We start from the raw sequence: 11,940 nt of genomic DNA, 5'->3' as shown, positions 1-11,940 counted from the left end.
CGATCCATCTTATTGATTAATTTCGCCGAGGAAACACGAGATTTCGCGCAGCCGTTGTGCGTTTTAGCACAGCGCCATATCTGGGCCGGCCCCTTCGCGGGTAAACCCGCTCCCACAGGTTCACCGCCGATCCTGAGTTTGGCGATAACCCTGTGGGAGCGGGTTTACCCGCGAAGGAGTCAGCGCGAACAGCCAAAGGGACAAGCATGTTCGACTGGAACGATCTGCGGTTTTTCCTCGAGTTGCAGCGCAGCGGCCGCCTGCTTACCGCCGCCAAGCGCCTCAACACCACCCACAGCACCGTGGCCCGGCATATCGAGAGCATCGAAAAGCACCTGGGTACCGCGCTGTTCGTCCAGCACGCCCAGGGCTATGAACTCACGCCTTCCGGCCAGGCCCTGCTCAAGCACGCCGAAGCGATGGAGAACGTCGCCCTGCTGGCGCAGGAAGAAATCACCCAGGCCATCACGCCACTGGGCAAGATCCGTCTGGGGGTGACCGAAGGCATCGGCATCATGTTCTTCACCCCGCGCATGAAAGCCTTGTTCCAACGCTACCCGGGGCTCGAAGTGGAATTGGTGGCGGTGCCGCGTTTCGTCAGCATCCTCAACCGCGAAGCCGAGATCAGCATCCACCTGGAACGCCCCAACGCCGACCTGCTGATCACCCGCAAGCTCACCGACTACCGCCTTGCCCTGTATGCCAGCCAGGACTATCTGGACCGCGCGCCACCGCTGCACAGCCGCGAAGATCTGGCTCGGCACAGCTGGATCGGCTATGTCGACGACCTGCTGTTCAGCCAGGAGCTGCTGTTCCTCAACAGCTTCTGCCGGGCGCCCAACGTGGTGTTCCGCAGCACCAGCGTGATCGCCCAGCAGCATGCTGCCCAGGCCGGTCTGGGCATCGCCGTGCTGCCCAACTACATGGCCCGCCACGATCCGAAGCTGGTGCGCGTGCTGCCCAGCGAGACCATCCAGCGCAGCTACTGGATCTGCACCCGCCGTGAGCTGCACAAGTCGGTCCGCCTGCGAGTGGTGTGGGACTACCTGCTGGCGCTGTGCGCCGCCGAGCAGGACGAGTTGCTAGCCGAGTAGCGCCTTGCCGGCCAACAGTGCCGCAGCGCCACAGCCCACCACGGCGAACAGCTGCTGCAGGCGCGGGCCGGCCAGCTTGCTCGCCAATGGCCGCGCCAGCAGCAGGCCCAGCACCGCCCCCACGGCAAACGGCGCCCCGACCCACCAGTGCATCACCCCCGCGACGCTGGCGCTGACCACGCTGCCGGTGGACACCAGGGCGATCACCGCCAACGAGGTGGCGACGATGCTTTTCATGTCCAGGTTGGTATAGCGGTTCAGCGCCGGGATGATCACAAATCCACCACCGACCCCCAACAGGCCGGACAGCAGACCCGACAGCATCCCGGTGAACGCCAGTGCCCGGGCGCAGGGCAGGGTCCAGCGCAATCTTCCCTGCAGCGGGTTGAGCACGCAGGGCATGATCTCCCGCTCCCCACAGGGCGACTCGCCACGCAGTTCACGCGCCGCCTTGCGCCAGATCCGCAGGCAGGCGTACACCAGCACCCCGGCGAACACCAAGGCCAATGGCGTATTGGGCAAACGATGAGCGAGCATCAGGCCGAACGGCGCGCAGGCAATCCCGATCACCGCGATGAACGCGGCCGCCCGGTAGCGCACCAGCCCCTGGCGCAGGCCGAGTACCGCACCGACCGACGCCGCCAACCCCACGGCCAGCAGGCCGATCGGCGCCGCCTCGACCATGCTCAGTCCCAGGCCGAACACCAGCAGCGGCACCGCCAGGATGCCACCGCCGGCACCGGTCAGGGCCAGCACCGCGCCAATGATCGCGCCGAGCCCGGCGCCCAGCAGTTGGTGTTCGATCACTGCTGCGCCTCGACCACCAGAGGTTGCGGCCGGGCCAGCCATTCGCGGCCCTTGAGCATGCCCTTCCAGTACAGCGGCGGCAGGATCTGCGCCTTGAGCAACCAGGCCAGGCGGGTTGGCTTGCGGCCATCGAGCAGCCAGCGCGGGAAGCTCGGCGCCACCTTGCCGCCATAGGTGAACTCGGCCAGGACGATCTTGCCGCGCTCGACCGTCAATGGACAGGAGCCGTAGCCATCGTACTGGGCCAGGGTCGACAGGCGACCGAGTGCCACCAGCACATTGTTGGCCACCACCGGTGCCTGCTTGCGGGCAGCGGCGGCGGTCTTGGCGTTGCTGGTATTGGCCACGTCACCCAGCGCATGGACATTGCCGAACTGGCGATGACGCAAGGTATGCGGGTCGACATCCACCCAACCCGCCGCATCGGCCAGCGGGCTCTGGCGGATGAAGTCAGGCGCCACCTGGGGCGGCACCACATGCAGCATGTCGAAGGCCTCGACCCGGGTCTCGGTGCTGCCGTCGGGGAGGGTACGAATGAACGTGGCGCGCTTGTTCGGACCATCCACCGCCGTCAGGCGATGCTGGTAGTTCAGGTCCACGCCGTACTTGTCGATGTAGCTCATCAGCGCCGGCACATAGTCCGGTACGCCGAACAACACCGCACCGGCATTGAAGAAGCTGGCCCTGACATTACCCAGGTGGCCGTTGCGCAACCAGTGATCGCAGGACAGGTACAACGCCTTCTGCGGCGCCCCGGCGCATTTGATCGGCATCGGCGGCTGGGTGAAGAGGGCGCGCCCCTGCTTGAGGTTCTGCACCAGTTGCCAGGTGTAGGGCGCCAGGTCGTAGCGGTAGTTGGAGGTGACGCCGTTGCGTCCGAGGGTCTCGCTCAAACCCTCGATGGCATTCCAATCGAGTTTCAATCCCGGGCAGACCACCAGCTGTTCATAGCTGACCGCGCGCCCGTCCTCGAGCACCACCAGTTGCCCCTGAGGGTCGAAGCCCTCCACCCGTGCCTTGATCCAGCGCACGCCACGGGGCAGGGTGGCCGCCATGGTCTGGGCGGTGCTCGGCGCCTTGAAAACCCCGGCACCGACCATGGTCCAGCCAGGCTGGTAGTAGTGCACGTCGGCGGGGTCGATCAGGGCAATGTCCAGCGACGGGTCACGGGCGATCAGGCTGGAGGCGGTGGCGATACCGGCGGCACCGGCGCCGACGATCACCACCTTGTGGTGGTCGGCACGGGAGGAATCGACAGGGGACAGCAAGGCAGGCATGGCGGTGTTCCTTGGAAATCTCGTTATGGGTACGGCGTGGCTTACAGCTTGTTCAGCGGGATCTTCAGGTAGCTCACACCGTTGGCTTCAGGTTCGGGGAATTGCCCGCTGCGCATGTTGATCTGCACCGACGGCAGGATCAGCACGGGCATGTCGAGGGTCTTGTCACGGGCTTCGCGCATCTGCACGAAGCTGTCCTCGCTGACCCCTTCATGGATATGGATGTTGTCGGCGCGTTGCTCGGCCACGGTGGTGACGAAGCGCAGCTCACGGCCACCGGGCAGGTAGTCATGGCACATGAACAGCCGGGTCTGGTCGGGGAAGGCGAGCAGGCGACGGATCGACTGGTACAGGGTTCGCGCGCTGGCGCCCGGAAAGTCGCAACGGGCGGTGCCGTAGTCGGGGGTGAACAAGGTATCGCCGACGAACACAGCGATCTCGCCCGCATCCTCGACCATGTAGCTCATACACGCCGGGGTATGCCCAGGGGTGTGCAGGGCACGGGCATGCAGGTTGCCGATGCGAAATCCCTCTTCATCTTCGAACAGGACATCGAACTGGCTGCCGTCACAGGCAAAACCCGGCTCGGCGTTGAACAGGGTGCCGAAGACTTTCTGCACCTGGGTGATCTGCGCACCGATCGCGATGCTGCCGCCAAGCCGCTCCTTGAGGTAGGCCGCCGCAGACAGGTGATCAGCGTGCACATGGGTATCCAGGATCCATTGCACCTTGGCGTCCAGCGCCTCGACACGGGCGATCAGCTTGTCCGCCGAATCGGTGCAGGTGCGCCCGGACTTGGGGTCGTAGTCCAGCACGCTGTCGATCAGCGCGCATTGGCGCGTCTCGCCATCCATGACCAGGTAGCTGATGGTCCAGGTCGCCTTGTCGAAGAATTCTTCAACGTGAAGGTTGTTGCCGATGATCATTGCACTCTCCAGTTATCCACCGGGCCTCCTTGAAGGCATAGGCAGTGAAGGGTGCTTTATCAAGATACATGCCAGCCTTTCAGATAGGACGCCTTCCCCCTGTAGGAGCGGCCTCGTGCCGCGATGGGCTGCGCAGCAGCCCCCATACGAGCAACCCGAAGGTGACAGTTCCTGGCAGTCGACTGTCAGCCGATGGCAGTGTTTGGCAGTCCTTGCTACCCTCGCCAGGTCCTTCATCTGGTGCTGTCATGCTAGCCGCTTCCCATCCCGCGATCCTCGCGCTGGTGTCCTACCTCGAACACGATGTGCTGCCCAGTATCGTGCTGGATACCGACTACAACATCCTGGCTGCCAACGCGGCGTACCGTCGCCAGTTTGGCAACGAGGAGCATGCGCCGATCGGCGAAAAATGCCACCGGGTCTCGCACCACTATGCCGTGCCTTGCGACCAGGCCGGGGAGCATTGCCCGCTGCGCAAGTCGCTGGACAGCAAGATGCCCGAGCGCGTGCTGCACATCCATCACACCCCGCGAGGGCCGGAGCATGTGGATGTGGAACTGCGCCCGATCCTCGATGACGAGGGCAGGGTGGTAGCCTTCGTCGAACGCCTGACCAGCGTCACCCTGGCATCGGCACAACCTCAACAGCAAGGACTGGTTGGCCGGGCGCCAGCCTTCAAGACCGCCGTGGCCAGTTTGCAACGTGCAGCCCCTGCGCAGATTCCGGTACTGCTCCAGGGCGAGTCGGGCACGGGCAAGGAGCTGTTCGCCCGCGCCTTGCACCTGGGCAGCCCACGAGCCAATGGCCCCCTGGTGGTGGTGGACTGCACCGGGCTGACCGAGTCGTTGTTCGAGAGTGAACTGTTCGGCTATGAAAAGGGCGCCTTCACTGGAGCGACTCAACGCAAGATCGGCCTGGCCGAAGCCGCTCACGGCGGCACCCTGTTCCTCGATGAGATCGGTGAAGTACCGCTGGCGATGCAGGTGAAACTGCTGCGCCTGATCGAATCCGGCAGCTTCCGTCCGGTCGGCAGCACGCGCACGGTCCATTCGGATTTCCGCCTGGTCTCGGCCACGCACAAGCCCTTGAAGGAGATGGCCGCCGAAGGGACGTTTCGCGAAGACCTGTATTACCGCATCAGCGGATTCCCGATTCGCCTGCCATCGCTGCGTGAGCGAGTCGAGGATTTGCCGTTGCTCTGTGAGAGTCTGCTGCAACGGATGGCCGGAAAGCACTCGCCCAAGGTCACTGCCGAAGCACTCGCTTGCCTCAAGCTGCATACATTCCCAGGCAACATTCGCGAGCTCAGAAACATCTTGGAGCGCGCGCGATTGTTTGCTGATGATGGGCTGATTCGTCCCGAACATCTTCCGGAGGACATCCACCCGGCCGTAAGGCAGACAGGTGTTCGGGGACGTAAGAACGAAATGGCCGATCTGGCCCATGCCCTGGAAACCTTCAACGGTTCCCGAAGTGAATTGGCCGATCACCTCGGGATGAGCGAACGCACGTTGTACCGCCGACTTAAAGCATTGGGGATTTCGTAGTTCCACGTGGAACATTCATGAAGGTAAAAAAAAAGCCAATCCCTGGGGATTGGCTTTCTTGTACTACCCGCAGATCAGAAGTCCAGGTTGGACACCGACAGCGCATTGCTTTCGATGAAGTCGCGACGCGGTTCGACCGCATCACCCATCAGGGTGTTAAACAGCTGGTCGGCGGCAATGGCGTCCTCGATGGTCACCTTGAGCATGCGGCGCACGGTCGGGTCCATGGTGGTTTCCCACAGCTGGTCCGGGTTCATCTCACCCAGCCCTTTGTATCGCTGGATGGTGTGGCGCTTGGTGCTCTCGTTCATCAGCCAGTCGAGGGCTTCCTTGAACTCGGTGACCGCCTTGCGACGCTCGCCACGCTGAACATAGGCACCATCGCCCAGCAAGGTACCCAGCTTTTCGCCCAGGGCGACGACCGTCTTGTAGTCATTGCTGCCGAAGAAGTCACGGTTGAAGGTGACATAGCTGGCCAAACCATGGGAGGTCGTTTCAACGACAGGCAGCCAGAGGTTGCGCTCCTTGTCCTCGTGCAAGTCGGCCTTGTAAGCCAGACCAGAACGCTGGCTGTTATCCAGACGCTGCTGGAACGCCTTCAGCCAAACATCCATCTGCGCCTTATCGGCCAGTTGCTCGAGGGAAACCTTTGGCAGGTAGATGAAGTGCTCGGTCAGCTCTTCCGGGTACAGGCGCGACAGACGCTTGAGGGTCTTCATCACGGCGCGGAATTCGTTGACCAGCGCCTCGAGTTGCACGCCGGAAACGGCTGGCGCGGACTCGTCCAGGTGCAGGCTGGCATCTTCCAGGGCCGACTGGGTCATGTATTCTTCCATGGCCTCGTCGTCCTTGATGTACTGCTCCTGCTTGCCTTTCTTCACCTTGTACAGCGGCGGCTGGGCGATATAGATGTAGCCACGCTCGACCAGCTCCGGCAGCTGACGGAAGAAGAAGGTCAGCAGCAGGGTACGGATGTGCGAACCGTCGACGTCAGCATCGGTCATGATGATGATGTTGTGATAACGCAGCTTGTCGATGTTGTACTCTTCGCGGCCGATGCCACAACCCAGTGCGGTGATCAGCGTGCCGACCTCCTGAGAAGAGATCATCTTGTCGAAGCGCGCTTTCTCGACGTTGAGGATCTTGCCCTTGAGCGGCAGGATCGCCTGGGTGCGACGGTTACGGCCTTGCTTGGCCGAACCACCTGCGGAGTCACCCTCCACCAGGTACAGTTCGGAAAGGGCAGGGTCCTTCTCCTGGCAGTCGGCCAGTTTGCCCGGCAGGCCGGCGATGTCCAGCGCGCCTTTGCGGCGGGTCATCTCACGGGCTTTACGCGCCGCTTCACGGGCACGGGCTGCGTCGATCATCTTGCCGACCACCGCCTTGGCTTCGTTGGGGTTCTCCAACAGGAAGTCGGCGAAGTACTTGTTCATCTCTTGTTCCACGGCGGTCTTCACCTCCGAAGAAACCAGCTTGTCCTTGGTCTGCGAGCTGAACTTCGGATCCGGCACCTTGACCGAGATGATCGCGGTCAGGCCTTCACGGGCGTCGTCACCGGTAGTCGCGACCTTGTTCTTCTTCGCCAGGCCTTCCTGTTCGATGTAGCTGTTCAGGCTACGGGTCAGCGAGGAACGGAAGCCGACCAGGTGGGTACCACCGTCGCGCTGGGGAATGTTGTTGGTGAAGCACAGCAGGTTTTCGTTGAAGCTGTCGTTCCACTGCAGGGCGACTTCGACACCCACGCCATCGTCACGCTGGACGTTGAAATGGAAGACCTGGGAGTTGACCGGGGTCTTGTTGGTGTTCAGGTATTCAACGAATGCGCGCAGGCCGCCTTCGTACTTGAAGAACTCTTCCTTGCCGCTGCGCTCATCCTTCAGCAGGATGCCAACGCCCGAGTTCAGGAACGACAGCTCGCGGATACGCTTGGCGAGAATGTCCCAGCTGAAGTGGATATTCTTGAAGGTTTCAGCCGAAGGCTTGAAGTGAATGTGGGTACCGGTGGTTTCGCTATCACCGACGACCGCCATCGGCGCCTGGGGCACACCATGGACATAGGTCTGTTCCCAGATCTTGCCGCTACGACGAACGGTGAGCACCAGTTGCTCGGACAGGGCGTTCACCACCGAGACACCTACGCCGTGCAGACCGCCGGATACCTTGTAGGAGTTGTCGTCGAACTTACCGCCGGCGTGCAGCACGGTCATGATGACCTCAGCCGCGGAAACGCCTTCTTCTTTATGCACGTCGACCGGAATACCACGGCCATTGTCACGGACGCTGATGGATTCGTCCGGGTGAATGATGACGGTGATGTCATCGCAGTGCCCGGCCAGGGCTTCGTCGATCGAGTTGTCGACCACCTCGAACACCATGTGGTGCAGGCCGCTGCCGTCATCGGTGTCGCCAATGTACATGCCGGGACGCTTGCGTACGGCATCCAGCCCTTTCAGCACCTTGATGCTGGAGGAGTCGTACGTTTGATTTTCGCTCATGCCTTCACTCCCGATGGTCGTGGGTCTGGGTGATACGGCCCTGTTCCACGTGGAACAAGGCGACTGGCGTTTCCGTCTGCCAGCCTTCCCTCAGAAATTCGTGGTCTACACAGGTGATGAACACCTGGCAGTTCAATTCTTCAAGCAAGCGGCACAGGGCGCGGCGGTGCTGCTCGTCCAACTCGGACGGCAAGTCATCCACCAGATAAATACACTGACCGCGACGAACCTGGCTGACCAGATGCCCCTGGGCGATGCGCAGGGCACAGACCACCAGCTTCTGCTGCCCTCGCGAGAGGATGTCGGCCGCGTTGTTCGCGCCCAATCGCAGGCGCAGATCGGCACGTTGTGGCCCGGCCTGGGTATGGCCCATCTGCTGATCGCGAAGGAGAGAGGTTGCGAGGACTTCGTTGAGTTCCCGGTCCTTGTCCCAGCCTCGGTAGTAGCTCAGGGTCAGCCCGTCCAGTTCGACCAGCTCGCTCAGGGTACGCTCGAAGACAGGCTTCAAGGCCTTGATGTAGTTGCGACGGTATTCATCTATTTCCGCACTGGCGAGACATAACTCCCGATCCCAGGCGGCTTGCGAAACGGCATCAAGTGTACCATGCCGCAGCCATGAGTTCCGCTGCCGCAGGGCCTTCTGCAGGCGCTGCCAGGTCGCCATGAAGCGAGGTTCCACGTGGAACACGCCCCAATCGAGGAACTGCCGGCGCACCTTGGGCGCACCTTCGAGCAGGCGGAAACTGTCCGGGTTGATCAGTTGCAGGGGCAGCATCTCGGCCAGTTGCGCGGCGCTGCGCGCATTCTGTCCGTCGATACGGATGGTGAAATCACCCTGGCGCTCCCGAGAAACACCCAGGTTGCTGGTACCGCCTTCGGCCAGTTCAACCTGACCGAACACAGTGCAGGTCGGCTGCTCGTACTGAATCACCGGGTTCAACCGGGTGCTGCGGAACGAGCGGGCGAGCCCCAGCAGGTGCACAGCTTCGAGCACGCTGGTCTTGCCGCTGCCGTTGGCGCCGTAAAGGATGTTGATGCGGGGGGAGGGTGAGAGGGTCACCGGGTGCAGGTTGCGCACCGCGGTGACCGAGAGACGTCGAAGGGACATGTCGCCTGCTTTGGGTTACAGACGCATCGGCATGACAACGTAGGACGAGTCGTCATTGCCGGCTTCCTGCAGCAGGGCGCTGCTGTTGGAGTCGGACAGAATCAGGCGAACCTGTTCGGTGGTCATGACGCCCAGCACGTCCAGCAGGTAGCTGACGTTGAAACCGATCTCCAGCGAGCTGCCGTTGTAGTCGACGCTGATTTCTTCTTCCGCTTCTTCCTGCTCCGGGTTGTTGGCCTGGATCTTCAGCTGGCCGGCGGCCAGTTGCAGACGGATGCCGCGGTACTTCTCGTTGGACAGGATCGCGGTACGGCTGAACGCCTCGCGCAACGCCTGGCGATCACCGATCACCAGCTTGTCGCCGCCCTTGGGCAGGACGCGCTCGTAGTCCGGGAACTTGCCGTCGACCAGCTTGGAGGTGAAGGTGAACTCACCGGTGGTGGCGCGAATGTGATGCTGGCCCAGGACGATGCTGACCATGCCTTCCGGATCGGTGAGCAGACGCGCCAGCTCGAGGATACCCTTGCGCGGCACGATGACCTGGTGACGCTCAGCCTGGCCGATCGGTGCCTGCATGGCGCACAGCGCCAGACGGTGGCCATCGGTGGCGACGGCGCGCAGGGTGTCAGTGGAGACTTCCAGCAGCATGCCGTTGAGGTAGTAGCGCACATCCTGCTGGGCCATGGCGAAGCTGGTGCGCTCGATCAGGCGGCGCAGCTTGCTCTGTTCCAGGTTGCAGGTCAGCGAGCCTGGGCCTTCTTCCACGGTCGGGAAGTCATTGGCCGGCAGGGTGGACAGGGTGAAACGGCTGCGACCAGCCTTGACCAGCAGCTTCTGCTCGTCGACCTTGATGTCGATCAGCACATCGCTGGGCAGGCTCTTGCAGATGTCCATCAGCTTGCGCGCCGGAACGGTGATCTCGCCCGGCTCCGCAGGCTCTTCCAGCTGGACGCGGCCAACCAGTTCGACTTCCAGGTCGGTACCGGTCAACGACAGCTGCTGGCCTTGCACGACCAGCAGGACGTTGGACAGGACCGGCAAGGTCTGGCGGCGCTCGACGACGCCTGCGACCAGTTGCAGGGGTTTCAACAGGGCTTCGCGTTGAATGGTGAAATGCATGGTCTAGTCCCTTGCCTTCAATTAGCTGCGCAGACGGCCATCAGGTCGTCAGCGTGCGCAGCAGGTTCTTGTAGTCCTCGCGGATGTCCGCGTCGGATTCCTTCAATTCGTTGATCTTGCGGCAGGCGTGCAGCACGGTGGTGTGGTCGCGGCCGCCGAACATGTCGCCGATCTCCGGCAGACTGTGGTTGGTCAGCTCTTTCGACAACGCCATGGCCACCTGGCGTGGACGCGCCACGGAGCGCGACCGTCGCTTGGACAGCAGATCGGAGATCTTGATCTTGTAGTACTCGGCCACGGTGCGCTGAATGTTATCCACACTGACCAGCTTGTCCTGCAGCGCCAAAAGATCCTTGAGCGATTCACGGATCAGCTCGATGGTGATGTCGCGGCCCATGAAGTGCGAGTGGGCGATCACCCGCTTCAGGGCGCCTTCGAGCTCACGCACGTTGGAGCGGATACGCTGGGCGATGAAGAACGCGGCATCGTGCGGCAGCTCGACCTTGGCCTGGTCGGCCTTCTTCATCAGGATCGCCACGCGGGTTTCCAGCTCCGGCGGCTCGACGGCCACCGTCAGGCCCCAGCCGAAGCGGGACTTCAGGCGCTCTTCCAGGCCTTCGATTTCCTTCGGGTAGCGGTCGCTGGTGAGGATCACCTGCTGGCCGCCCTCGAGCAGGGCGTTGAAGGTGTGGAAAAACTCTTCCTGGGAACGCTCCTTGCGGGCGAAGAACTGGATGTCGTCGATCAGCAACGCATCGACCGAACGGTAAAAGCGTTTGAATTCGTTGATCGCGTTCAGCTGCAGTGCCTTGACCATGTCGGCGACGAAGCGCTCCGAATGCAGGTAGACCACCTTGGCGTTCGGGTTCTTCTTCAGCAGGTGGTTACCCACAGCGTGCATCAAGTGCGTCTTACCCAGGCCGACGCCACCATAAAGGAACAGTGGGTTGTAGCCGTGCTTGGGGTTGTCGGCAACCTGCCAGGCCGCGGCGCGAGCCAGTTGGTTCGACTTGCCTTCGACGAAGGTTTCGAAGGTGAAGGTGCGGTTCAGGTAGCTGGTGTGCTTCAGGGCACCCTCGACCTGCACCGTACGCTGTTCAGTACGGCCGCTGGCAACCGGAGCGGTCGCGTTCTCGGCCATGCTGTCGAAGCTGTCGCGCGAAGAGGGCTCCTCGACTTCGGCAACCTGTGCCGGCTCCACCACGGGTGCGCTGACAGGCTCGAGTACAGGGGCTGGCTGCTGCACCTGCGCCTGTTGCGCGAGGGTTGCCGCAACGGCGGCACTGACAGGGGCGTTGGGTGCGGCACGGGCTGCGGAGCTGCGACGGCTGCCTATTAATAAGGAAAGGGCAGGTGCAATACCGCTGCCCTGTTCACCCAGCAGTTCGAGCAGGCGGCCAAGGTACTTTTCATTGACCCAATCGAGCACGAAGCGGTTAGGCGCATAGACGCGCAACTCGTCGCCTTCGGCTTCGACCTGTAGCGGACGGATCCAGGTGTTGAATTGCTGGGCAGGCAGCTCATCGCGCAGAAGCTCCACGCACTGCTGCCAAAGTTCCACTGACAC

9 protein-coding genes are annotated in these 11,940 nt (G+C 62.4%); 2 read left to right on the top strand and 7 right to left on the bottom strand.

The window, feature by feature from the left end; translation table 11 throughout:
• The first annotated feature begins 206 nt into the window (after positions 1–206).
• Complete coding sequence (locus tag VUG52_RS00045) at positions 207–1,094, top strand: LysR family transcriptional regulator (RefSeq protein ID WP_050707612.1); 888 nt, start codon at positions 207–209, stop codon at positions 1,092–1,094.
• Here VUG52_RS00045 and VUG52_RS00040 read toward each other — a convergent pair.
• From VUG52_RS00040 to VUG52_RS00030, 3 genes are read right to left on the bottom strand one after another with little or no spacing between them, the layout of a single operon-like run.
• Positions 1,083–1,901, bottom strand: coding sequence for a sulfite exporter TauE/SafE family protein (locus VUG52_RS00040; protein ID WP_050707611.1), 819 nt, complete (start codon positions 1,899–1,901; stop codon positions 1,083–1,085). The two genes, VUG52_RS00045 and VUG52_RS00040, sit on opposite strands and share 12 nt — an antisense overlap.
• The gene (locus tag VUG52_RS00035) at positions 1,898–3,178 is read right to left on the bottom strand and encodes an NAD(P)/FAD-dependent oxidoreductase (RefSeq protein ID WP_050707610.1); all 1,281 of its coding nucleotides are present in this window, start codon (positions 3,176–3,178) and stop codon (positions 1,898–1,900) included. The genes VUG52_RS00040 and VUG52_RS00035 overlap by 4 nt, the downstream gene beginning before the upstream one ends.
• A gap of 41 nt (positions 3,179–3,219) precedes the next feature.
• On the bottom strand, positions 3,220–4,104 hold the full coding sequence (locus VUG52_RS00030; protein ID WP_331832315.1) for an MBL fold metallo-hydrolase: 885 nt from the start codon (positions 4,102–4,104) through the stop codon (positions 3,220–3,222).
• Between the two features lie 248 nt (positions 4,105–4,352).
• On the opposite strand from VUG52_RS00030, the gene VUG52_RS00025 reads away from it, so the two are divergent.
• Complete coding sequence (locus VUG52_RS00025; protein WP_050707608.1) at positions 4,353–5,651, top strand: sigma-54 interaction domain-containing protein; 1,299 nt, start codon at positions 4,353–4,355, stop codon at positions 5,649–5,651.
• 74 nt (positions 5,652–5,725) lie between these two features.
• Here the strand turns inward: VUG52_RS00025 and gyrB are convergent, their stop codons facing one another.
• From gyrB to dnaA, 4 genes are read right to left on the bottom strand one after another with little or no spacing between them, the layout of a single operon-like run.
• Positions 5,726–8,146 carry a DNA topoisomerase (ATP-hydrolyzing) subunit B gene (gyrB, locus tag VUG52_RS00020; RefSeq protein WP_050707607.1) on the bottom strand — a complete coding sequence of 807 codons (2,421 nt, stop codon included), beginning with the start codon at positions 8,144–8,146 and terminating at the stop codon, positions 5,726–5,728.
• Positions 8,147–8,150: 4 nt separating this feature from the next.
• Positions 8,151–9,254, bottom strand: a complete 1,104-nt coding sequence (gene recF, locus VUG52_RS00015; protein ID WP_028690032.1) for a DNA replication/repair protein RecF — start codon at positions 9,252–9,254, stop codon at positions 8,151–8,153.
• A 15-nt stretch (positions 9,255–9,269) separates the two neighbouring features.
• Complete coding sequence (gene dnaN, locus VUG52_RS00010; RefSeq protein ID WP_050707605.1) at positions 9,270–10,373, bottom strand: DNA polymerase III subunit beta; 1,104 nt, start codon at positions 10,371–10,373, stop codon at positions 9,270–9,272.
• A gap of 40 nt (positions 10,374–10,413) precedes the next feature.
• Positions 10,414–11,940 carry a chromosomal replication initiator protein DnaA gene (gene dnaA / locus VUG52_RS00005; RefSeq protein WP_050707604.1) on the bottom strand — a complete coding sequence of 509 codons (1,527 nt, stop codon included), beginning with the start codon at positions 11,938–11,940 and terminating at the stop codon, positions 10,414–10,416.

This window comes from Pseudomonas sp. LH21 (genome assembly GCF_036549575.1).
Classification (GTDB): domain Bacteria; phylum Pseudomonadota; class Gammaproteobacteria; order Pseudomonadales; family Pseudomonadaceae; genus Aquipseudomonas; species Aquipseudomonas peradeniyensis.
The sequence above is the reverse complement of the archived record's forward strand: the minus strand, read 5'-3'. Positions and strand labels throughout refer to the sequence as shown.

Coding starts and splice junctions, on each gene's coding strand:
- VUG52_RS00045 (WP_050707612.1), top strand. CDS start 207: ATGTTCGACTGGAACGATCTGCGGTTTTTCCTCGAGTTGCAGCGCAGC.
- VUG52_RS00035 (WP_050707610.1), bottom strand. CDS start 3,178: ATGCCTGCCTTGCTGTCCCCTGTCGATTCCTCCCGTGCCGACCACCAC.
- VUG52_RS00030 (WP_331832315.1), bottom strand. CDS start 4,104: ATGATCATCGGCAACAACCTTCACGTTGAAGAATTCTTCGACAAGGCG.
- VUG52_RS00025 (WP_050707608.1), top strand. CDS start 4,353: ATGCTAGCCGCTTCCCATCCCGCGATCCTCGCGCTGGTGTCCTACCTC.
- gyrB (WP_050707607.1), bottom strand. CDS start 8,146: ATGAGCGAAAATCAAACGTACGACTCCTCCAGCATCAAGGTGCTGAAA.
- recF (WP_028690032.1), bottom strand. CDS start 9,254: ATGTCCCTTCGACGTCTCTCGGTCACCGCGGTGCGCAACCTGCACCCG.
- dnaN (WP_050707605.1), bottom strand. CDS start 10,373: ATGCATTTCACCATTCAACGCGAAGCCCTGTTGAAACCCCTGCAACTG.